Origin of the sequence: Pseudomonas sp. NPDC088429, assembly GCF_044753305.1 — a bacterium.
Lineage (GTDB): Bacteria > Pseudomonadota > Gammaproteobacteria > Pseudomonadales > Pseudomonadaceae > Aquipseudomonas > Aquipseudomonas rustica.
The window spans coordinates 1-20,984 of record NZ_JBIVMX010000065.1; the positions used below are offsets into that span (position 1 = coordinate 1).

Annotated in this window: 20 protein-coding genes; 10 read left to right on the forward strand and 10 right to left on the reverse strand. The window is 60.1% G+C overall.

Translation table 11 applies throughout. The annotated features are described in order from the left end of the window. Both choW and ACIP66_RS23725 read right to left on the reverse strand, forming a co-directional pair. A partial coding sequence (gene choW, locus ACIP66_RS23720) for a choline ABC transporter permease subunit (protein WP_400651333.1) occupies nt 1-748 on the reverse strand: 748 nt, incomplete at its 3' end. Between the two features lie 66 nt (nt 749-814). Then, entirely contained in the window at nt 815-1,762 is a 948-nt protein-coding gene (locus ACIP66_RS23725) for a choline ABC transporter substrate-binding protein (protein ID WP_212545044.1), read from the reverse strand. 191 nt (nt 1,763-1,953) lie between these two features. On the opposite strand from ACIP66_RS23725, the gene ACIP66_RS23730 reads away from it, so the two are divergent. The 3 genes from ACIP66_RS23730 (at nt 1,954) to ACIP66_RS23740 (ending at nt 5,193) form a co-directional block, all read left to right on the forward strand. After that, nucleotides 1,954-2,133 carry a hypothetical protein gene (locus ACIP66_RS23730; protein WP_400651336.1) on the forward strand — a complete coding sequence of 60 codons (180 nt, stop codon included), beginning with the start codon at nt 1,954-1,956 and terminating at the stop codon, nt 2,131-2,133. 65 nt (nt 2,134-2,198) lie between these two features. Then, nucleotides 2,199-3,575 carry an L-serine ammonia-lyase gene (locus tag ACIP66_RS23735; protein WP_400651338.1) on the forward strand — a complete coding sequence of 459 codons (1,377 nt, stop codon included), beginning with the start codon at nt 2,199-2,201 and terminating at the stop codon, nt 3,573-3,575. A gap of 514 nt (nt 3,576-4,089) precedes the next feature. After that, nucleotides 4,090-5,193: a GlxA family transcriptional regulator gene (locus ACIP66_RS23740; protein WP_053124577.1), complete on the forward strand. Its 1,104-nt coding sequence runs from the start codon at nt 4,090-4,092 to the stop codon at nt 5,191-5,193. 163 nt (nt 5,194-5,356) lie between these two features. On the opposite strand, the gene ACIP66_RS23745 is transcribed toward ACIP66_RS23740, so the two are convergent. The 6 genes from ACIP66_RS23745 to ACIP66_RS23770 all read right to left on the reverse strand — a co-directional run bounded on the left by ACIP66_RS23745 (nt 5,357) and on the right by ACIP66_RS23770 (nt 10,829). Continuing rightward, a complete protein-coding gene (locus ACIP66_RS23745; protein WP_007962640.1) occupies nt 5,357-5,620 on the reverse strand; it encodes a hypothetical protein in 264 nt (87 codons plus the stop codon). Between the two features lie 345 nt (nt 5,621-5,965). Continuing rightward, nucleotides 5,966-7,129 carry a gamma-butyrobetaine dioxygenase gene (locus ACIP66_RS23750; RefSeq protein ID WP_400651342.1) on the reverse strand — a complete coding sequence of 388 codons (1,164 nt, stop codon included), beginning with the start codon at nt 7,127-7,129 and terminating at the stop codon, nt 5,966-5,968. A 24-nt stretch (nt 7,130-7,153) separates the two neighbouring features. Then, entirely contained in the window at nt 7,154-7,630 is a 477-nt protein-coding gene (locus ACIP66_RS23755) for a thioesterase family protein (RefSeq protein WP_400651346.1), read from the reverse strand. 133 nt (nt 7,631-7,763) lie between these two features. Further along, nucleotides 7,764-8,729 (reverse strand): L-carnitine dehydrogenase, encoded by a 966-nt coding sequence (locus ACIP66_RS23760; RefSeq protein WP_011336297.1) that lies wholly within the window; start codon nt 8,727-8,729, stop codon nt 7,764-7,766. A 156-nt stretch (nt 8,730-8,885) separates the two neighbouring features. Continuing rightward, nucleotides 8,886-9,773 carry a 3-keto-5-aminohexanoate cleavage protein gene (locus ACIP66_RS23765; RefSeq protein ID WP_053124567.1) on the reverse strand — a complete coding sequence of 296 codons (888 nt, stop codon included), beginning with the start codon at nt 9,771-9,773 and terminating at the stop codon, nt 8,886-8,888. A gap of 111 nt (nt 9,774-9,884) precedes the next feature. Further along, nucleotides 9,885-10,829 carry a choline ABC transporter substrate-binding protein gene (locus tag ACIP66_RS23770; protein WP_053124565.1) on the reverse strand — a complete coding sequence of 315 codons (945 nt, stop codon included), beginning with the start codon at nt 10,827-10,829 and terminating at the stop codon, nt 9,885-9,887. Nucleotides 10,830-11,070: 241 nt separating this feature from the next. Between ACIP66_RS23770 and ACIP66_RS23775 the strand changes: the two genes are divergently transcribed. Continuing rightward, nucleotides 11,071-12,015: a GlxA family transcriptional regulator gene (locus ACIP66_RS23775; protein WP_212545040.1), complete on the forward strand. Its 945-nt coding sequence runs from the start codon at nt 11,071-11,073 to the stop codon at nt 12,013-12,015. An 84-nt stretch (nt 12,016-12,099) separates the two neighbouring features. On the opposite strand, the gene ACIP66_RS23780 is transcribed toward ACIP66_RS23775, so the two are convergent. Together ACIP66_RS23780 and ACIP66_RS23785 are read right to left on the reverse strand one after the other, a co-directional pair. Beyond that, on the reverse strand, nt 12,100-12,516 hold the full coding sequence (locus ACIP66_RS23780) for a DUF3010 family protein (protein WP_158959954.1): 417 nt from the start codon (nt 12,514-12,516) through the stop codon (nt 12,100-12,102). A 47-nt stretch (nt 12,517-12,563) separates the two neighbouring features. Further along, nucleotides 12,564-12,965, reverse strand: a complete 402-nt coding sequence (locus tag ACIP66_RS23785) for a lysozyme inhibitor LprI family protein (protein ID WP_008083168.1) — start codon at nt 12,963-12,965, stop codon at nt 12,564-12,566. A gap of 234 nt (nt 12,966-13,199) precedes the next feature. Between ACIP66_RS23785 and ACIP66_RS23790 the strand changes: the two genes are divergently transcribed. The 6 genes from ACIP66_RS23790 (at nt 13,200) to ACIP66_RS23815 (ending at nt 20,974) form a co-directional block, all read left to right on the forward strand. Continuing rightward, nucleotides 13,200-14,177, forward strand: a complete 978-nt coding sequence (locus tag ACIP66_RS23790) for a dipeptidase (RefSeq protein ID WP_008083166.1) — start codon at nt 13,200-13,202, stop codon at nt 14,175-14,177. Between the two features lie 78 nt (nt 14,178-14,255). Next, the gene (locus tag ACIP66_RS23795) at nt 14,256-14,786 is read left to right on the forward strand and encodes a DUF5943 domain-containing protein (protein WP_400651353.1); all 531 of its coding nucleotides are present in this window, start codon (nt 14,256-14,258) and stop codon (nt 14,784-14,786) included. 15 nt (nt 14,787-14,801) lie between these two features. Further along, the gene (dgcA, locus tag ACIP66_RS23800; RefSeq protein ID WP_212550116.1) at nt 14,802-16,862 is read left to right on the forward strand and encodes a dimethylglycine demethylation protein DgcA; all 2,061 of its coding nucleotides are present in this window, start codon (nt 14,802-14,804) and stop codon (nt 16,860-16,862) included. 162 nt (nt 16,863-17,024) lie between these two features. Next, a complete protein-coding gene (gene dgcB / locus ACIP66_RS23805; RefSeq protein WP_400651356.1) occupies nt 17,025-18,974 on the forward strand; it encodes a dimethylglycine demethylation protein DgcB in 1,950 nt (649 codons plus the stop codon). Continuing rightward, entirely contained in the window at nt 18,974-20,194 is a 1,221-nt protein-coding gene (locus tag ACIP66_RS23810; protein WP_053124554.1) for an electron transfer flavoprotein subunit alpha/FixB family protein, read from the forward strand. The genes dgcB and ACIP66_RS23810 overlap by 1 nt, the downstream gene beginning before the upstream one ends. 9 nt (nt 20,195-20,203) lie before the next feature. Continuing rightward, nucleotides 20,204-20,974, forward strand: coding sequence for an electron transfer flavoprotein subunit beta (locus tag ACIP66_RS23815; protein ID WP_400651359.1), 771 nt, complete (start codon nt 20,204-20,206; stop codon nt 20,972-20,974). Nucleotides 20,975-20,984: the final 10 nt, after the last annotated feature.

Genomic DNA, 20,984 nt, shown 5'->3' on the forward strand with positions numbered 1-20,984 from the left:
CGATATCGGCCGTGTTCAGTGCGTTGACCACCGGTTTGCCGAGTCCGTCGGCGCCTACCAGTGCCGCGATCACCACCATCGACAGCGACAGCATGATGCACTGGGTGATGCCGGCAGCGATGCTCGGCATGGCGTGAGGCAGTTCGATCCGTGAGAGCAATTGGCGACGCGAGCAGCCGAAGGCTTTGCCGGCGTCCATCAGTTCTTGCGGGACATCGCGGATGCCCAGGTAGGTCAGGCGGATCGGCGCAGCGATGGCGAACACCACCGTAGAGATCAGGCCCGGCACCACACCCAGCCCGAAGAGGGTCAGGGTAGGAATGAGGTAAACGAAGGTCGGTACGGTCTGCATCAGATCGAGTACCGGACGCATTAACGTGTAGAACATCGGTTTGTGCGCGGCGACGATGCCCAACGGCACGCCGATGACCACGCAGACCAGGGTCGCGAACAGCACCTGGGCGAGGGTTTCCATGGTTTCCTGCCAGTACCCCAGATTGAGGATCAGCAGAAAGGAAGCGATGACGAAAACGGTCAATCCCCATTTGCGCTGGATGAAATGCGCGAGCAGGGCGATGAGGCCGATCAAGACAAAAGGGTTGAACCAGGTGAGCGCAAACGTCACGCCGTGGATCATCGTTTCCAGTGTCACGGCGATTGCGTCGAAGGTGTTGGCGCCGTGTTGCGTCAACCATTCAACGAAGCCCGCGATGTACTGGCCTAAAGGTATTTTCTGATCAATCAGCATGGTAGTGAACGTCCGCATGCGAGGAAATAAACAGCCCGAGGGAGCAAGCTCCCCCGGCATAAGCGATTACTGATTCAGCTTGGCTTTCACGGCCTCCAGGCCAGGTTTACCGTCAATGGTGGTCACGCCAGCGAGCCAGGTATCGAGCACCTGTGGATTCTTTTTCAGCCAGGCCTTGGCGGCCGCGTCAGGCTTCATCTTGTCGTCGAGGATGTTGCCCATCAGTTCGCTTTCCATGTCGACGTTGAACTCCAGGTTTTTCAGCAACTGACCGACGTTGCTGCATTCCTCGGCGTAACCCTTGCGGGTGTTGGTCGCCACGGTTGCCGCACCGAAATCGGGGCCGAAGAAATCATCGCCACCGGTCAGGTATTGAATCTTGAAGCGCTTGTTCATCGGGTGCGGCGCCCAGCCGAGGAAGACCACGGCGGTGTCGCGTTTTTGCGCGCGATCAACCTGCGAGAGCATGCCCGCTTCCGACGATTCGACGACTTTGAAACCGGCGGTTTTCAGGCCGAAAGCGTCCTTCTCGATCATGCTCTGGATCAGACGGTTGCCGTCGTTGCCAGGCTCGATCCCGTAGATCTTGCCGTCGAGTTCTTTCTTGAATTTGGCGATGTCGGCGAAGTCGTGCAGACCTTTGTCATACAGGGCTTGCGGCACAGCGAGGGTGTACTTGGCGCCCTTGAGGTTGGTGCGCACGGTTTCCACGGTACCGGCGTCGCGGTAGGCCTTGATGTCGTTCTCCATGGTCGGCATCCAGTTACCGAGGAACACGTCCATGTTCTTGCCGTCCGCCAGCGACTTGTAGGTCACGGGCACGGAGATCATGGTGGTCTTGGTTTTGTAGCCGAGGGCGTTGAGAACAACGGAGGTGGTCGCGGTGGTCGCGGTGATGTCAGTCCAGCCGACATCGGAGAAATTCACGGTACTGCACTGCGCCGGTTCTGCAGCTTGCGCCAGTAACGGCAGACTCAGCATGGCGGCCAATAACAACGACGGGGAACCTTTCATGGATGGACTCCTTGGTGTTTTTTTTGGCAGTGTTCCGACTGTGGACCACCGCACTTATAGGTTGCGGTTGGATGGCGTTCTGGAGACAGCTCTACCACGGCGCCTTGCAATCGAGTCATAACGATCATGTACCAGTGAAAATCTGACGCCTACAGGGGGGGTCGTATCCAGTACAGGGATGGTCGTATCTAGTGTCGGTGACGTCGTTTACAGCTTTTTTCTGCCCCGATCAGCCATCTGAACCGCACAAAAACGGCGAAAACCGGGGCGAAATCGGCGCGGCGCTGGTGGACATGAGTGCGTCGGTGCCAGACGCCGTGCGTTCCGACAAAAGCCTGATGATGCGGGCATTCTGGCGGATCGCAGCTTGAGCGTAGCAGCTCCGCCAGCGGGCGCTTTTGCGTCCCGGACCGGCATCCTCAGGAGCTCTGCAGCAATGGCTATCAGCGTTTTCGACCTGTTCAAAATCGGCATCGGCCCGTCCAGTTCCCACACCGTCGGGCCGATGCGCGCGGCGGCGTTGTTTGTCGAGTCGCTGCGGGACAAGCATCAGCTGGAACAGGTGCGGCGGATCGAGGTGCAACTATTCGGTTCGCTGTCGGCCACCGGTATCGGTCACGGCAGCGATAACGCGGTGATCATGGGGTTGATGGGTGAGTGGCCGGACGCAATCGACCCGGCGCAGATTGGCCCGCGCATTCAGGCACTGCGTGAAATCGATACGCTGTTATTGGACGGTCGTTTATCAGTGCCGTTTGTCTGGGCGCGAGACATGCGTCTGATCGATGAAAACCTGCCGTTCCATCCCAATGCGATGACCATTGTTGCTGAAGGCGATCACGGTGAATTGCATCGCGACACCTACTATTCGGTTGGCGGCGGTTTTGTCGTGGACGAAGCACAGGCATCCAGCGGTGTCGTCGATCTGGATCGCACTGAATTGCCTTATGACTTTTCCAGCGCGGTTGAACTGCTGGATCTGTGCAAGAAGAACAACCTGCGCGTTGCCGAGTTGATGATGGCTAACGAAAAAGTCTGGCGCAGTGAAGAAGAGATTCGCGCCGGCCTGATGAAGCTATGGCGGGCGATGCAGGATTGCGTCGAGCAGGGACTGAAACACGAAGGCATCCTGCCCGGCGGTTTGAATGTGCGGCGGCGTGCGGCGAAGTTGCATCGCAGTCTGCAGGAGTTGGGTAAGCCCAATGTGATCGGCTCGACGCTCAGCGCGATGGAGTGGGTCAACCTGTTTGCGCTGGCGGTGAATGAAGAGAACGCGGCGGGCGGGCGCATGGTGACGGCGCCGACCAATGGCGCGGCGGGGATCATTCCGGCGGTGCTGCACTACTTTATGAAGTTCAGCGAAGCGGTGACGGATGCCAACGTGGTCGACTACTTCCTGAGTGCGGCGGCGGTGGGGATTCTGTGCAAGAAGAATGCTTCGATCTCGGGTGCCGAAGTCGGCTGTCAGGGTGAAGTCGGTTCGGCGTGCGCAATGGCGGCGGCGGGGCTGGCGGAGATTCTCGGTGCTACGCCGGAGCAGTTGTGCAACGCGGCGGAGATTGGCCTGGAACACAACCTTGGTCTGACCTGCGATCCGGTCGGAGGACTGGTGCAAGTGCCGTGTATCGAGCGCAATGCGATTGCGGCGGTGAAGGCGATCAATGCGGCGCAGATGGCGTTGCGTGGCGATGGTCAGCACTTTATTTCGCTGGATCGGGTGATCCGCACCATGCGCGATACCGGGGCCGACATGCATGACAAATATAAAGAGACCTCGCGGGGTGGGTTGGCGGTTAGTGCGGTTGAGTGCTGAGACCGAGTCGCCTCTATCGCGAGCAGGCTCACTCCTATAATTGGAATGCGTTCCCCTGTAGGAGTGAGCCTGCTCGCGAAGGCGCCAGACCAGTCAAAACTGCTCAGCAAGTGAACACACCCAATCAAACACGCCACCTTTTAGCGCGTCGCAATCAGATAAGCGCCTTTCTCAGCCACACCGCCCAACCACCACCCCTACCGCCCGTCACCCGTGCCTGTGGTGACACTCCGATACAAATGCGCTCAGCCCTGTTCCCACAAGTGCTACCGATTTGCTCACGATCCTTTGCGCAGGGCTATCACCCGCCCTGATGGCACTTCGAAACACCTTCCGTCGCACGGCTTGTATAGACACTTCAGCAGGTCGTTTTCAGGAGTTATTGAACGGCCATCCAACTTTAGGCATGGCAATTGCTCTGTCATAACAAAGCCCGTCTCCCACGCGAGAACGATGGCCATAACAAGAGCCTCCGCCTGAGGCCATCACCCGCTTTGTGTGAGGAGATACCGCGATGACGTCGTTCAACTCCGGGGCCCAACCCCAGAACCGTGCGCCTCAATCCATCGGCTTTCTGCTGCTGGACAATTTCACGCTGATTTCTCTGGCCTCTGCAGTAGAACCCCTGCGCATGGCCAACCAATTGTCCGGTCGCGAGCTGTATCGCTGGAGCACCCTCACCGTCGATGGCGGCCAGGTGTGGGCCAGTGACGGTCTGCAAATCACCCCAGACGCCTCCATGCACAAAGCCCCGCCACTGGACACCATCATTGTCTGCGGCGGCATCGGCATTCAACGCACCGTTACCCGTGAACACGTCTCGTGGCTGCAAAGCCAGGCGCGCCAGTCCAAGCGCCTCGGCGCCGTGTGCACCGGCAGTTGGGCACTGGCCTGCGCCGGGTTGCTCGACGGTTTCGATTGCAGCGTGCACTGGGAATGTCTGGCGGCGATGCAGGAAGCTTTTCCGCGCGTGGCCATGAGCACCCGTTTGTTCACCCTTGACCGTAACCGTTTCACCAGCTCTGGCGGCACCGCGCCGCTGGACATGATGCTGCACCTGATCAGCCGCGATCACGGCCGTGAACTGTCCGCCGCGATCTCGGAAATGTTCGTCTACGAACGCATCCGCAACGAGCAGGATCACCAGCGCGTACCGCTCAAGCACATGCTCGGCACCAATCAGCCGAAGTTGCAGGAAATCGTTGCGCTGATGGAAGCCAATCTGGAAGAGCCAATCGATTTGGATGAGCTGGCGGTGTATGTGGCCGTGTCGCGTCGACAGCTGGAGCGGCTGTTCCAGAAATACCTGCACTGCTCGCCGTCGCGTTACTACTTGAAGCTGCGCCTGATCCGCGCCCGGCAACTGCTCAAGCAGACGCCGATGTCGATCATCGAAGTGGCTTCGGTTTGTGGTTTCGTGTCGACGCCGCACTTCTCCAAGTGCTACCGCGAATACTTCGGCATTCCGCCGCGTGACGAGCGCGTAGGTTCCAACACCACCCAACAAGTGGCGATGCTGCCACTGCCGCAAGCGATCGTGATGTCGCCGCTGTCGGGGCCGATGTCGGCGTTGAGTCAGGCGCGCAATGAATCGACGTTTGCCAGCGTAAGGCTCTGATAAGGATCGTTCCCACGCTCTGCGTGGGAACGCAGACCGGGACGCTCTGCGTCCCAAAGGGCCGAACGCGGAGCGTCCGTTGAGGCATTCCCACGCAGAGCGTGGGAACGATCATGCATTCCAATGTAGGAGCTGCCGAAGGCTGCGATCTTTTGATCTGCTGTCAGGCGCTATGGCTTTGCTGATAGTCCGCCAATGCTGGCAACAACTGCTTGTCGATCGCCTGCCGCACCGCCGGCTGAATACTGGCGCCGCTGGTGTACATGTCCTTGACCATCTTGCGCAGTTCAAACGCGCGAACATTATCCAGACCCCGCACCGCACACTCGCAGGCCTGCTCGGCTGTGGAACCGCTCGGCACCTGAAAACCCAAGGCCTTGAGCTGTCCCAACAGGTCTTCCTGGTCAATCAAATCGGCGTACATCATCACGCAAATCCTTCTGTGGCAACGGAGGTCTTGGCTTGATTCTGTAAGGCCGGGACGGGGACGGCAAGGGCGTTTTGTCTGTGTGGCTGCGACGACTATGAACAGGTCGTTTTCGGCTAACTCGACAGACAGGGGAGTGGGCACACTGGCGCAAGCTCGCTTCACGAAGGTTTGGTCACCCTCGCACGGCAGCTCCTCAACAGTAGCTTGAGCCCCGATCCGGTCACGGCTGGAATCGGGGCTTTTTTTGCCTGCTTATAAAAGCAAAGATCGCAGCCTTCGGCAGCTCCTACATTGAACGCATTCCAATGTAGGAGCTGCCGAAGGCTGCGATCTTTTTACGGTCTAACGCTGCAACACGAGAATCCGCGACAACAACTCATCCCGGTCGATATAGCAGCCCTGAAAATGCCGCGCCCCGGTGGCCGGGTCGAACGCATTGCGCGCATGCAACGTGCGGCGATTATCAAAGCACCACAGCTCGCCCGGATTCAGCCGCTGCATCAACCGAAACCGTGGCTCGCGGGTCATCGCGATAAATCGCCGATACGCCCGATACAACAAAGGCATCTGCTCCACCGACGTATCAAACGCCCCGCGCAAGAAGTTCGCCATGCGAATCTCCGCCACGCGCCCCAGCGCATCCAAAGCAATGATCGGCGCCAGGCAGCGATAGTCGCTGTGCCGATCCTTATTGCGAAACTCCACGGGGATTTCACACAGGGCCTGAAACGACGCGGGGTCTTCACTGCGCAAGGCATCGGCAATCGCAAAGCCATCGACAAAAATACTCTCGCCACCCTCGGCGTCATTCACCAGACAATGCAGAAATTGCAGCCCCGGTTGCAACTCGCGCGTCGGCAGGTCCGTGTGCAATGGCAGGTTGAAAGCGGTGTAGGCATTGCTGTCGGCATCGGCCTTGGATTGCACATTGAACAGCACGCCGAAATTGCTCTCGCGGATGAATGAAATCCGCTGGGCGATGAGTTTCAGCGAACCGGGTTCGGTGGGCACGCCGCGTACTTGGGTCAGGCCGATGTCGCGAATGGCGAGCAGCCATTGCAGGAGGGCGGCGTTGTCGTTCATCAGCGCCGCGTACTCGAACACCGGCAACTGCAAATCGCTGCGCCACAGGTAGGGCTTGGGTTTGGCTTCGAGGCGTTCCGCGCGGGATTCATCGTCGTAGGCGTGAGCGCGTAGCCAGCCCGGATCAAAACGGCTGAGGTGGCCGTCCTGCCAATCGATGCGTAAGCAGCCATCGGTGTCGATGTGTGCGGCTGTTGGTTTCAACTCTTCAGCGGCATCGACGATCTCGAAAACCTGTTCGCGCGTAACGTTGTAAACGCATTGCTGACACGGGCAATTGTCCCGTAACCAGACATGGTGAAACGGGCTGACGCGGCCGTCAGCCCACTCGATGGCAACACGATCCGCCAGACTCTGCACGCCGCTTAGCGCGCTGATCAACGGATAAGTACGGAAGTCGGCAACAGCGGCAGCGGTGTTCATGGCGGCTCCTTGCGATTGATGGAATTACCGGGCGGGTGGCAGCGCGATGACGCGGCCGATGTAAGCGGGAGCGGGCAGGTCTTTCTGCTCGGTGACGATGGCTTGCAGACGGCTCAAGGTGTCGGCGCTGAACGGTGCCGAACGTGGCCCGGCGAGGTCGACGTGGAGGAGCATTTGCTCGTTGCCGGCCAGTTCCTGACCGTCACCGACCTTGTGCAGGCTGTGATAGAGGTGCAGGCGTTTGCTGTCGTGGCCGATGATTTGCGTGCGCACCTCGACTTCGGTATCGAGCTTCACTTCGTGCAGATAGTTGAGGTGCAGCTCGAGGGTGAACAGCGAGTGGCCGCTGGCTTCGCGGTTGTTGCTGTCCATGCCGAGGCGATCCATCAGGGCATCGGTGGCGTAGCTGAAAATCAGCAGGTAGAAGGCATCGCGCAGGTGGCCGTTGTAGTCGACCCAGTCGGGGATGATTTTGGTTTGGTAGGTGGTGAGGGTGGGCATGTTTTCTCCTGGCGCGATCGTCCCCACGCTCTGCGTGGGAACGCCTCCTGTGACGCTCTGCGTCACGCTTCTGGGACGCGGAGCGTCCCGGGCTGCATTCCCACGCAGAGCGTGGGAACGATCATTAAACGGCCTATTCGCTGAAACTCATCCCATGCTTTTCCTTGGTGGTCTTCACCGCCTCCAGCACCGCCAGCAAGCAATCATCACGATAGCGCTCCAGCGCCGAAATACTGTGCCGACCGAGCTGATCGCTGGTGCCATCGACCACATCGTCAATCAACTTGTCAGTCAGTTCCGGCGCCGGCAGATAGGTCCACGGCAACTGCAACGCCGGGCCGAATTGCGACATGAAGTGGCGCATCCCGGCATCGCCACCGGCCAGCGTATAAGTCAGGAACGTGCCCATAAACGACCAGCGCAATCCAGCGCCAAAACGGATCGCATCGTCGATCTCGCCCGTGGTCGCGACACCGTCGTTAACCAGGTGCAATGCCTCACGCCACAGCGCTTCGAGCAAGCGATCGGCGATGAATCCTGGCACTTCCTTGCGCACATGCAACGGGCGCATGCCGAGCGATTCGTAGACTTTCATCGCCGCTTGCACGGCTTCCGGCGCAGTGTTTTTGCCTCCGACCACTTCGACCAACGGCAACAGATAAACCGGGTTGAACGGGTGGCCGACCACGCAACGTTCCGGATGCGTCGAACTCTCGTAAAACTCACTCGGCAACAGCCCCGAAGTGCTCGAACCAATCAATGCATTCGGCTTGGCCGCTGCGCTGATTTTGCTGTGCAGATCGAGTTTCAGCTCCAGACGTTCCGGAGCGCTTTCCTGAATGAAATCGGCATCGCGCACGCATTCTTCGATGGTCGCGACAAAGCGCAGACGATCCTGCGAAGCACCCGGTGCCAGTCCGTTTTTCTCCAGCGCACCCCAGGCATTGGCGACGCGTTTGCGCAGCGCCGCTTCAGCGCCGGGCGCCGGATCCCAAGCGACCACGTCGAGGCCATGGGCGAGGGCACGGGCGACCCAGCCACTGCCGATGACACCGCTGCCCAGCGCGGCGAAGGTTTTGATTTCGGTGATAAAGCTCATAGGAATTTTCCCGTGGAAAGTAATCCCTGTAGGAGCTGCCGAAGGCTGCGATCTTTTGATCTTGATCTAAAAAAACAAGATCAAAAGATCGCAGCCTTCGGCAGCTCCTACAGCTGGAATTGGGGGGCTGTGAGAGCCCCATTTTTTGGCTGAGGCTTAGCCGCGCTGGGTCAGGCCCATTTTCTTGCGACCTTCCGCCGGGGTCAGCACGCGGGCGCCGAGGCGGCTGAGGATTTCGCTGGCGCGCTCAACCAATTGGCCGTTGGTCGCCAGCACACCTTTGTCCAGCCACAGGTTGTCTTCCAGCCCGACCCGCACGTTGCCGCCAAGCAGCACCGCTTGCGCCGCCATCGGCATCTGCATCCGGCCAATGCCGAACCCGGCCCACACTGCATCGGCGGGCAAGTTATCGACCATGGCTTTCATCGTCGTGGTATCCGCCGGCGCGCCCCATGGAATGCCCAGGCACAGCTGAAACAGCGGGTTATCCAGCAAACCTTCCTTGATCATCTGCTTGGCAAACCACAGATGCCCGGTGTCGAAAATTTCCAGCTCGGCCTTCACGCCTAGCTCGGTAATGCGCTTGGCGCCGGCACGCAGTTGCGCCGGCGTCGAGACGTAAATGGTGTCGCCATCGCCGAAATTCAGGGTGCCGCAATCGAGGGTGCAAATTTCCGGGAGCAATTCTTCTACGTGCGCCAGACGGGTCAACGGGCCGACCAGATCGGTGTTCGGGCCGAACTCCATCGGGTTCTCGCCCGCGCCGATTTCCAGGTCGCCGCCCATGCCGGCGGTGAGGTTGACGATGATGTCGACGTCCGCCTCGCGGATGCGCTCCATCACTTCGCGGTAAAGCGCCACGTCGCGGCTGAACTTGCCGGTTTGCGGATCACGCACGTGGCAGTGCACGACGGTGGCGCCAGCCTTGGCGGCTTCAACGGCCGCCGCAGCGATTTGTTTCGGGGTGACCGGCACATGAGGGCTTCTGGCGGTCGTGTCGCCAGCACCGGTGAGTGCGCAGGTGATGATGACGTCGTGGTTCATGGTGCGGTTTCCTTCAGGCGTGATGGGTCTGTCCGCAGCCCGTTTCGGGGCTGCGAAGCGTGGTTCAGTCCTCTCTCTCCCGTCAGGGAGAGGGGCTTTAAATTGAGAGGGTTATTTGCTGGTCAGCTGGAGGTTTTCAGCGGCTGGTTTGCCATCGAACGTGGTCACACCGTCGAGCCAGCGCTGCTTGTCTTCCGGGTGATCCTTGAGCCATTGCTTGGCGGATTCGAAAGCATCCTTGTGATCGAGCAGCGGCTGCATCATCCGGCTCTCGTCTTCGGCGGTGTAGGTCAGATTACTCAGCAGGCGACCGATGTTCGGGCATTGCTCGGCGTATTTCGGCGCGGTCACTGTCCACACCGTCGCCATGCCTTCGTTCGGGCCGAGGGCGTCTTCACTGCCGGTGAGATAGGTCATCTTCACGTTGACGTTCATCGGGTGCGGCGCCCAGCCGAAGAACACCACGGCCTCTTTGCGGCGCACGGCGCGATCGACGGCGGCGAGCATGCCGGCCTCGCTCGACTCGACCAACTGGAACTTGCCGAGGCCGAACTGGTTCTTGGCGATCATTGCCTTGATCTGCGTATTGGCGCCTGAGCCTGGCTCGATGCCGTAGATCTTGCCGCCGAGTTCCTTTTCGAACTTGGCGATGTCGGCAAAGGTTTTCAGGCCTTTATCTGCCAGATAAGTCGGTACCGCGAGGGTGGCGCGGGCGTCCTTCAGGCTTGGTGCTTCAAGGACTTTGACCTGATTGGCGTCGACAAACGGCGTAATGGTCTGCGTCATCAACGGGTTCCAGTAACCGAGGAACAAGTCCAGACGCTGATCGCGAATCCCGGCGAAGATGATTTGCTGGGACGCGCTGGTTTGTTTGGTGTTGTAGCCGAGGCCGTCGAGCAGTACCTGGGTCATCGCACTGGTGGCGATCACGTCGGTCCAGTTCACCACGCCCATGCGCACGTTCTGGCATGACGCAGGTTCGGCCGCCATGACGCTGGCGCTCAAGAAAGCGGTACCGCTGAGTGCAAGAACACAGCTGCTGATCAGTCGTTTCATGTCGGGTTCCTCGGCAGGTCGTTATTGTGGTTCCCGGCATCTGATGCGCCGGTGATGCAAAGTTACGCAGCAATGCACCCGTGCAAGCGCACTACGGCGACGGGCATTTGCACTGTAGCGACCTGCACCCTTGAACGCTGACGACAATCGGCGTATCAACGATCCACGATCCACGATCCACGCTCCACGCTCCACGCTCCACGCTCCCCTCCCTCTCGTTACCCGCGAATCGAGTGCGCACATGTCCCAGGATTTCTATTTTTTGCTGATGCCGGGCTTCTCCGCCATTGGCTTTATCTCCGCCATCGAACCGCTGCGCGTAGCCAACCGCTTTCGTGGCGAGCTGTACCGCTGGCACGTACTCAGCGCCGATGGCGGGGCGGTGCTGGCGAGCAACGGCATGTCGGTCAACGCCGATGCCGCGCTGGAACCCCTGAAGAAAGGTGCGACGTTATTGGTGGTGGCCGGGTTTGAACCGCTGAAGTTTGCCACGCCGGTGCTGGAACATTGGCTGCGGCGGCTGGATAACGATGGCGTGACGCTGGGCGCCATCGACACGGGCAGCTTTGTCCTTGCCGAAGCCGGGTTGCTTGAGGGCCATCGCCTGACCCTGCACTGGGAAGCGATCGATGCGTTCAAGGAATCTTATCCACAGCTCAGCGTCACTCAGGAGCTGTTCGAGATCGACCGTCGGCGCATCACCTCGGCGGGCGGCACCGCGTCCATCGATCTGATGCTCGATCTGATCGCCCAGGCCCATGGGCCGCAGCTGGCGATTGAGGTCAGTGAGCAGTTTGTGCTGGGGCGGATTCGCCCGCGCAAAGACCACCAGCGCATGGAAGTCGCTACGCGTTATGGCATCAATAACAAGAAATTAGTGCAGGTGATTGGCGAGATGGAGCAGCACAGCGAACCGCCGCTGACCACGCTGCAATTGGCGGAATCGATCAAAGTCACGCGGCGGCAACTGGAACGGTTGTTTCGGCTGCATCTGAACGATACGCCGAGTAACTTTTACCTGCGATTGCGCCTGGAAAAGGCCCGGCAGTTGCTGCGTCAGACCGACATGAGCGTGCTCGAAGTCAGCATCGCCTGCGGGTTTGAATCACCGTCCTACTTCACCCGCAGCTATCGCGCAAAATTCGCCCGCTGCCCCCGCGAAGACCGGCGTACCGCCCAAGCCTGAAATCAAAAGATCGCAGCCTTCGGCAGCTCCTACAGTTGATTGCATTCCAATGTAGGAGCTGCCGAAGGCTGCGATCTTTTGATCTTACTTTTTCACCAACGCCGAACACGCCGCCTTATAAGCCTCATGCTGATACTTGTTCAGCGTCCCCGGCAGCTCAAAATTATGCTTCTTCGCCTGCGCATTGATCGTCTGCGGCGACAACAACGTCACTTCACAACCATCGAGCAACTGCAAAATCCCCTCAATCTTGAACGTCGTCGGCCCACCGGCAAACTCACCCTTCTTGCTGCGCTTCTTGATCGCAATCCGGTCAACCGAATTCTCACGCACAAACGACGCCACTTGCGCCGCGAACAGCTTCACGTTCGCCGCTTCGTCATCTTCGTCGAGGGCGATTTTCTTGGTGGCGAGGGGAATGTGGCTCAGGGTCGAACCGTCGAGAGCGGCCACGGCGATGATCGCTTCGCTGCCTTTGATTTCAATGCCGCAGATGTTCATGTGATTACCTAGATTGGCTATAGAAGGGCAGCTTACAGCTCAGACACTCACTCCTGCCCAATCGACTCCAAAAACTCCGACCGCTCATCACTCATCCGCGCCACGCAATCATTCTGCGCGATGGTAAAAGCCTTGCTCCCCGCCGTCGCCGGGAATGCCTCAACCGCGCAATCCGCATCCCGCGTCTTCAGCCACTGCTGTTGAGCAGTCTTGAGTTTGGCAGTGATGTCCGCCAGTTGCGTGGCGTTTTTGCCGTATGCGGTCTGCATGCGTTCGGTCAGGCTGGCGTAGTTGTCTTTGAGCAGGTCTTCGGCGGTGGTGCGGCTGTAGGTCGAGCATTCCAGGGTCTGGACGTCGTTTTCGACTGCGTCGCACGGGTTGTTGTCGGACTCTTCGGCGGCGTGTACGCCGGTCGCAATCAGTGCCAGGGCCAGGAAGATCGATTTCATTGTTGTCGCCGCTCTAATCCAGTGGTGTTTGCAAGATGCCGGTGATTCTGGCTCAAGCGTGCGGGCTTGGAAAGGTGGCCGGTCGGGGCGGCGGATGACCCTTTGTCGCGGATTGACGCTTTCGGCAATTCCCCTGTCGTTTTTGCACCCGGTCGCCCCTGCACCGAGGCATATGCTGGCCCCAAAGCGCCGGCAGACGATTCGGCGCATGAATCGCCAATAAGGGGACGCCTGATGAGCCCAGCCGAATTACACGCCGACAGCATCGTTATCGACGGTCTGATCATTGCCAAATGGAACCGCGAGCTGTTTGAAGACATGCGCAAGGGCGGTCTGACGGCAGCCAACTGCACTGTGTCGGTGTGGGAAGGCTTTCAGGCGACCGTGAACAATATTGCCGCCAGCCAGAAGCTGATCCGCGACAACAGCGACCTGGTGATGCCGGTGCGCACCACCGCCGACATCCGCAAAGCCAAGGAGCAGGGCAAGACCGGCATCCTCTTCGGCTTCCAGAATGCCCACGCCTTTGAAGACCAGATCGGCTATGTCGAGGTGTTCAAGCAGCTCGGCGTCGGCATCGTGCAGATGTGCTACAACACCCAGAATCTGGTCGGCACCGGTTGCTACGAACGTGACGGCGGCCTCTCGGGCTTCGGTCGCGAGATCGTCGCCGAGATGAACCGCGTCGGCGTCATGTGCGACCTGTCCCACGTCGGTTCCAAGACTTCTGAAGAAGTCATCCTCGAATCGAAAAAACCGGTCTGCTATTCCCACTGCCTGCCGTCGGGCCTCAAAGAGCACCCGCGCAACAAGTCCGATGAAGAGCTGAAGTTCATTGCCGACCACGGCGGTTTTGTCGGTGTGACCATGTTTGCGCCGTTCCTCGCCAAGGGCATCGATTCGACCATCGACGACTACGCCGAAGCGATCGAATACGTGATGAACATCGTCGGCGAAGACGCCATCGGCATCGGCACCGACTTCACCCAGGGTCACGGCCAGGACTTCTTCGAATACCTGACTCACGACAAGGGCTACGCCCGCCGCCTGACCAGCTTCGGCAAGATCATCAACCCGCTGGGCATCCGCACCGTCGGCGAGTTCCCGAACCTGACCGAAACCCTGCTCAAGCGCGGCCATCCCGAGCGCGTCGTGCGCAAGATCATGGGCGAGAACTGGGTCAACGTCTTGAAGGATGTCTGGGGCGAATAAGCCGCCGCACTTCTGAATCCTTTCCCCCGGCCGTCCGCGCCGGGGGCAACAAACCAAATTTTCTGGAGTTAACTTTCCATGGCCAAGATCGCCCCGCAATTGCCAATCGAAGTCGACAGCGAGACCGGTGTCTGGACCTCCGACGCCCTGCCGATGCTCTACGTGCCGCGCCACTTTTTCGTCAATAACCACATGGGCATCGAAGAAGTCTTGGGCGCCGACGCCTACGCCGAAATCCTCTACAAGGCCGGCTACAAATCCGCCTGGCACTGGTGCGAAAAAGAAGCTGAATGCCACGGCCTGGAAGGCGTCGCCGTATTCGAGCACTACATGAAACGCCTGTCGCAACGCGGCTGGGGCCTGTTCAAGATTCAGGACATCGACCTCGACAAAGGCACTGCCAACGTCAAGCTCGAACACTCGGCATTCGTCTACGTCTACGGCAAGGTCGGGCGCAAGGTCGACTACATGTTCACCGGTTGGTTTGCCGGTGCGATGGATCAGATCCTTGAAGCCCGCGGCAGCAAGATTCGCACGGTTGCCGAGCAAGTTTACGGTGGCTCCGAAGAAGGCCACGAAGACGGCTTGTTCACCGTCAAGCCGTTGTAAGTCGAGGAACCCGCCATGGCTTTCGAAGCAATGTTCCAGCCGATCCAGATCGGCAAACTGACCATCCGCAACCGCGTGCTCAGCACCGCGCACGCTGAGGTCTACGCAACGGACGGCGGCATGACCACCGACCGCTACGTCAAATACTACGAAGAGAAAGCCAAGGGCGGCATCGGCCTGGCGATTTGCGGCGGTTCTTCCAGTGTCGCCATCGACAGCCCGCAAGGCTGGTGGAAATCGGTGAACCTGGCGGACGACCGGATCATTCCGCATTTCCAGAATCTGGCGGACGCGATGCACAAGCATGGCGCCAAGATCATGATTCAGATTACCCACATGGGTCGTCGTTCGCGCTGGGATGGCGAGCACTGGCCGACCCTGCTGTCGCCGTCGGGCATCCGCGAACCGGTGCACCGCGCGACCTGCAAAACCATCGAGCCGGAAGAAATCTGGCGGGTGATCGGCAACTACGCCACTGCCGCCGCGCGGGCCAAGGCCGGTGGTCTCGACGGTGTCGAACTGTCCGCCGTGCACCAGCACATGATCGACCAGTTCTGGAGCCCGCGCGTCAACAAACGTACGGACGAGTGGGGCGGCAGCTTCGAGAACCGCATGCGTTTCGGCCTCGAAGTGCTCAAGGCTGTGCGCAAGGAAGTCGGCGATGATTTCTGCGTCGGCATCCGTCTGTGCGGTGACGAATTCCACCCGGACGGTTTGTCCCACGAGGACATGAAGCAGATCGCCAAGTATTACGACGACACCGGCATGCTCGACTTCATCGGTGTGGTCGGTTCGGGTTGCGACACCCACAACACCCTGGCGAACGTTATCCCCAACATGAGTTATCCACCGGAGCCGTTTCTGCACCTGGCTGCGGGCATCAAAGAAGTGGTGAAGGCGCCGGTTTTGCACGCGCAGAACATCAAGGATCCGAACCAGGCGACGCGCATTCTCGAAGGCGGTTACGTCGACATGGTCGGCATGACCCGCGCGCACATCGCTGACCCGCACCTGATCGCCAAGATCAAAATGGGCCAGATCGATCAGATCAAACAGTGCGTCGGCGCCAACTATTGCATCGACCGTCAGTACCAAGGTCTGGACGTGCTGTGCATCCAGAACGCCGCGACCTCCCGTGAATACATGGGCGTGCCGCACATCATCGAAAAATCCACCGGCGTCAAACGCAAAGTGGTCGTCGTCGGTGCCGGGCCTGCGGGGATGGAAGCCGCTCGCGTGTCGGCTGAACGTGGCCACGACGTGACCTTGTTCGAGAAGAAAGAATTTATCGGCGGGCAGATCACCACGGCATCGAAAGCGCCGCAGCGTGACCAGATTGCTGGCATCACTCGCTGGTTCCAACTGGAACTGGCGCGGTTGAAAGTCGATCTGCGTCTGGGCACGGCAGCGGACATCGCGACCATCATGGACTTGCGTCCGGACGTGGTGGTGCTGGCGGTTGGCGGTCATCCGTTCCTGGAGCAGAACGAACACTGGGGCGCCGCTGAAGGTTTGGTCGTCAGCAGTTGGGACGTGCTGGACGGCAAGGTCGCGCCGGGCAAGAACGTGCTGGTCTACGACACCATTTGCGAGTTCACCGGGATGTCGGTTGCCGACTTCCTTGCTGACAAGGGCAGCCAGGTCGAGATCGTCACCGACGACATCAAACCGGGCGTGGCCATCGGCGGTACGTCGTTCCCGACCTACTACCGCAGCATGTACCCGAAAGAAGTGATCATGACCGGCGACATGATGCTCGAGAAGGTCTACCGCGAAGGCGACAAACTGATCGCGGTGCTGGAGAACGAATACACCGGCGCCAAAGAGGAGCGGGTGGTCGATCAGGTGGTAGTGGAGAACGGTGTGCGCCCCGACGAAGAGTTGTATTACGGGCTCAAGGACGGTTCGCGCAACAAGGGCCAGATCGATATCGATGCCTTGTTCGCGATCAAACCGCAGCCTTCGTTGAGCACCACGGGCGACGGTTACTTGCTGTTCCGCATCGGCGACTGCGTGGCGCAGCGCAACACCCACGCCGCCATCTACGACGCCCTGCGGTTGTGCAAAGACTTCTAAGCCTCGCGAACGATCGTTCCCACGCTCCGCGTGGGAATGCCGCAATGGACGCTCCGCGTCCGCTTTGGGACGCGGAGCGTCCCGGGATGCATTCCCACGCAGAGCGTGGGAACGATCATTGAACGCCGTGTTTCTCCAGGTTGTACTGGTGGGAGCTTCACCATGTTGAACACCCTTCTTCCAATCCTGTTGTTCGCAGCTCTGGGCCTTGGTGTCCTTGGCGCGTTGCGGCGGGTGGCCATGTGGCGTCGGGGCCGGGCCTCGAAGGTCGACCTGATCGGCGGCCTGTTCGCCATGCCCAAGCGTTACATGGTCGATTTGCACCATGTCGTCGCGCGGGACAAATACATCGCCAACACCCACGTGGCCACGGCCGGCGGTGCGGTGGCGTCGATTGTGCTGGCGCTGCTGGTGCACGGTTTCGGCCTGCATAACCGCATTCTCGGTTACGCCTTGCTGCTGATGACGGCAGTGATGTTCGTCGGCGCGATCTTCGTTTATCTGCGTCGGCGCAACCCGCCAGCGCGGCTGTCGAAAGGCCCGTGGATGCGCCTGCCGAAAAGCTTGCTGGCATTCTCGGCGTCGTTCTTTCTGCTGACTCTGCCGGTGGCTGGAATTCTGCCGGAGAACTTCGGTGGCTGGGTACTCGCGGTCATCTTGGGAATTGGTGTGCTGTGGGGCGTGTCGGAACTGTTCTTCGGCATGACTTGGGGCGGGCCGATGAAACACGCCTTTGCCGGCGCTTTGCATTTGGCTTGGCACCGTCGCGCTGAGCGTTTTGGCGGCGGTCGTTCCACGGGACTGAAACCTTTGGATCTCAATGATCCGTCAGCACCGTTGGGTGTTGAGAAACCCGTAGATTTCACCTGGAATCAGTTGCTCGGATTCGACGCCTGCGTGCAGTGCGGTAAATGCGAAGCCGCGTGCCCGGCGTTCGCCGCTGGTCAGCCACTGAACCCGAAAAAACTGATTCAGGACATGGTCGTCGGCCTCGCTGGCGGTACCGATGCCAAGTTTGCTGGCAGCCCGTATCCCGGCAAACCTATCGGCGAACACAGCGGCAATCCGCATCAACCTATCGTTAACGGTCTGGTCGACGCCGAAACCCTGTGGTCGTGCACCACTTGCCGCGCCTGCGTCGAGGAATGCCCGATGATGATCGAGCACGTCGACGCCATCGTCGACATGCGCCGCCATCTGACCCTGGAAAAAGGCGCGACCCCGAACAAGGGCGCCGAAGTTCTCGAAAACCTCATCGCCACCGACAACCCTGGCGGTTTCGCCCCGGGCGGGCGGATGAACTGGGCGGCGGACTTGAACCTCAATCTGCTCAGCGAAAAGAAATCCACCGACGTGCTGTTCTGGGTTGGCGACGGCGCGTTCGACATGCGCAACCAACGCACTCTGCGCGCCTTCGTCAAAGTGCTGAAAGCGGCGAAAATCGATTTCGCCGTGCTCGGTCTTGAAGAGCGTGACAGCGGTGACGTGGCGCGCCGCTTGGGCGACGAAGCAACCTTCCAGTTGCTCGCTAAACGCAACATTCAGACCCTGGGCAAATACAGCTTCAACCGCATCGTCACCTGCGATCCGCACAGCTTCCATGTGCTGAAAAACGAATACGGCGCGTTCGACGGCAATTACCTGGTGCAACATCACAGCACCTACATGGCGGAAATCATTCAGGCCGGCGCGCTCAATCTGGGTCAGCACAAAGGCAACAGCGTGACCTATCACGATCCGTGCTACCTCGGCCGCTACAACGGCGAGTACGAGGCGCCGCGTGAAGTGCTGCGCGCCCTCGGCATCGAAGTCAAAGAGATGCAGCGTTCCGGCTTCCGCTCACGCTGCTGCGGCGGTGGCGGCGGGGCGCCGATCACTGACATTCCGGGCAAGCAGCGGATTCCCGATATGCGCATGGAAGACATTCGCGAGACCGGCGCCGAACTGGTGGCCGTGGGTTGTCCACAGTGCACGGCGATGCTCGAAGGCGTGGTCGAACCGCGTCCGCTGATCAAGGACATTGCCGAACTGGTGGCTGACGCGCTGCTCGAAGACGCCTCGCCAAGCAAGCCTGCCACCCCGGCCAAACGTGAACCTGCGGAGGCCCACTGATGAGCGATATTATCCGCCGCGACCCGCGCGCCGAATGGATTGCCCGTAACCGTTTGCACCCGCTGCACGCGGCGATGCAACCGGCGCAGCACAGCTGGATGGGGCCGAACGGCGTCATCCGCAAGAACCTGCACGGCATGGGTTTTATCGGCCCCAACGGCATCAAACGGATCGACCGCAGCGGCGCGCAGCAGGGCGGGGCGGTCAAACGTTCGGCGGCTGTGGAAGTGCAATTGCCGCTGCATCAGGTGCCAGCCCCGGCGTTTTACATCAGCGTGGTGCCGGACATGGTCGGTGGCCGCTTGAGTAGCCACGACCGCGATTTGCTTGGCCTCGCTCATCAACTGGCCGGCAAGGACGGCGCGGTGTTGGCGGTGGTTTTTGGTGAACATAAGGAAAACGCGTTCGCTACTGCTGGCGTGGATCGTTTGTTGGTGCTCGAAGGTGAAGCCTTCAGCGGTTATGCACCGGAGCAACGCGTGCAAGGTTTGCGTGCTGTGGATAACCAGTTCAATCCGCGTCACTGGCTGCTACCGGACAGTCGCAGCGGTGGCGGTGAACTCGGTCGACGCTTCGCCGCTGCACTGGGCGAACGCCCGGCAACGCGAGTGTGGCAGGTCAAGGATCAAGAGTGCATCGGCCGCGCCGGTGCTGGCTTGCAGGATCTTGCACGTCCGCTCGCGCGGTTGATTCTGGCGTCGGCGGAATGTGCCGAACCGGTCAGCGAAACCCGTCATGAAGCGTTGCCAGTGGAGTTATCCACAAGCGTCGCCCGCAGCCTGTCGCGGATCGAAGATCTTGGCGCAGTGGCGGTCGACCCGGCAGCGATTCCGATGGCCGAAGCGGAGTTCATTTTCTCCGGCGGTAACGGCGTCAAGGACTGGGCGCTGTTCCACGAAACGGCTGCCGCACTCGGCGCCACCGAAGGCGCATCGCGGGTGGCGGTGGACGATGGCTTTATGGCGCGTGATCGCCAGGTCGGCGCGTCCGGCACTTGGGTCACCGCGCGGGTGTATGTCGCTGTGGGTATTTCCGGGGCGATCCAGCATTTGCAGGGCATTGGCGCCTGCGACAAGGTCGTGGCGATCAACCTCGATCCCGGTTGCGACATGATCAAACGCGCCGATCTCTCGGTGATCGGCGAAAGCGCAGAGATTCTTCAAGCCTTGATCGCGGCGGTGGCGGCTTACCGCAACGACGCCAAGCGCGATGCGGCTTAAGGAAACGCTATGAACACGAACGTTATCAGTCTGGTTTCAATCGGCGCTCACCCGACCTCCGGCCGGCCACGTCGCGCCGAGCAAGATGCGCGCGCTGTGGAGTTGGGCCTGCAACTCGCTGGGGATAACCTGCAAGTGCTGCATGCCGGCGATGTTGCCGAACCGGCGTTGCGCGCCTATCTGGGCATGGGCCTGGAACAGATGCATGTGCTTGAGCAACCGACTGGCGCTGATGCGTTACCGGCGCTGACCGCGTATCTGCGTGATGCCGGCGCGCAAGTGGTGCTGACCGGCAGCCAGGCCGAAACCGGTGAAGGCTCGGGGATGTTGCCGTTTCTGCTCGCCGAAGGTTTGGGCTGGCCGCTGGTGGTCGGGTTGGCGCAGGTGGAGTCGATCAATGATGGATCGGCGTTGGTGCTGCAGGCTTTGCCGCGTGGGCAACGACGTCGCTTGAAGGTGAAACTGCCGTTTCTGGCGACTGTGGATAACGCTGCGCCGAAACCTCGGCAGAGTGCTTACGGCCCGGCGCGGCGAGGGGTACTGGAGGCTGACGACGTTGAAGTTATCGATGATGAACTTCTGTCCGTCGCGACCCTGCAACCGGCCAAACCACGGCCAAAACGCCTGAAAGTGATCAAAGCCAAAAGCGGTGCTGACCGGATGAAAGCCGCTACGGCAAAAGCCAGCGGCGGCGGTGGGCAAGTGCTCAAAGGCGTCACCCCGCAGGCCGGTGCCGAAGCCATCCTCAAACTCCTCATCGAAGAAGGCGTCGTCCGCTGACACCGCTGAC

What these genes read in the sequence shown, in the direction of transcription:
- ACIP66_RS23725 (WP_212545044.1), bottom strand. Translation starts at nt 1,762, where the DNA reads ATGAAAGGTTCCCCGTCGTTGTTATTGGCCGCCATGCTGAGTCTGCCG.
- ACIP66_RS23735 (WP_400651338.1), top strand. Translation starts at nt 2,199, where the DNA reads ATGGCTATCAGCGTTTTCGACCTGTTCAAAATCGGCATCGGCCCGTCC.
- ACIP66_RS23740 (WP_053124577.1), top strand. Translation starts at nt 4,090, where the DNA reads ATGACGTCGTTCAACTCCGGGGCCCAACCCCAGAACCGTGCGCCTCAA.
- ACIP66_RS23745 (WP_007962640.1), bottom strand. Translation starts at nt 5,620, where the DNA reads ATGATGTACGCCGATTTGATTGACCAGGAAGACCTGTTGGGACAGCTC.
- ACIP66_RS23750 (WP_400651342.1), bottom strand. Translation starts at nt 7,129, where the DNA reads ATGAACACCGCTGCCGCTGTTGCCGACTTCCGTACTTATCCGTTGATC.
- ACIP66_RS23755 (WP_400651346.1), bottom strand. Translation starts at nt 7,630, where the DNA reads ATGCCCACCCTCACCACCTACCAAACCAAAATCATCCCCGACTGGGTC.
- ACIP66_RS23760 (WP_011336297.1), bottom strand. Translation starts at nt 8,729, where the DNA reads ATGAGCTTTATCACCGAAATCAAAACCTTCGCCGCGCTGGGCAGCGGT.
- ACIP66_RS23765 (WP_053124567.1), bottom strand. Translation starts at nt 9,773, where the DNA reads ATGAACCACGACGTCATCATCACCTGCGCACTCACCGGTGCTGGCGAC.
- ACIP66_RS23770 (WP_053124565.1), bottom strand. Translation starts at nt 10,829, where the DNA reads ATGAAACGACTGATCAGCAGCTGTGTTCTTGCACTCAGCGGTACCGCT.
- ACIP66_RS23775 (WP_212545040.1), top strand. Translation starts at nt 11,071, where the DNA reads ATGTCCCAGGATTTCTATTTTTTGCTGATGCCGGGCTTCTCCGCCATT.
- ACIP66_RS23780 (WP_158959954.1), bottom strand. Translation starts at nt 12,516, where the DNA reads ATGAACATCTGCGGCATTGAAATCAAAGGCAGCGAAGCGATCATCGCC.
- ACIP66_RS23785 (WP_008083168.1), bottom strand. Translation starts at nt 12,965, where the DNA reads ATGAAATCGATCTTCCTGGCCCTGGCACTGATTGCGACCGGCGTACAC.
- ACIP66_RS23790 (WP_008083166.1), top strand. Translation starts at nt 13,200, where the DNA reads ATGAGCCCAGCCGAATTACACGCCGACAGCATCGTTATCGACGGTCTG.
- ACIP66_RS23795 (WP_400651353.1), top strand. Translation starts at nt 14,256, where the DNA reads ATGGCCAAGATCGCCCCGCAATTGCCAATCGAAGTCGACAGCGAGACC.
- dgcA (WP_212550116.1), top strand. Translation starts at nt 14,802, where the DNA reads ATGGCTTTCGAAGCAATGTTCCAGCCGATCCAGATCGGCAAACTGACC.
- dgcB (WP_400651356.1), top strand. Translation starts at nt 17,025, where the DNA reads ATGTTGAACACCCTTCTTCCAATCCTGTTGTTCGCAGCTCTGGGCCTT.
- ACIP66_RS23810 (WP_053124554.1), top strand. Translation starts at nt 18,974, where the DNA reads ATGAGCGATATTATCCGCCGCGACCCGCGCGCCGAATGGATTGCCCGT.
- ACIP66_RS23815 (WP_400651359.1), top strand. Translation starts at nt 20,204, where the DNA reads ATGAACACGAACGTTATCAGTCTGGTTTCAATCGGCGCTCACCCGACC.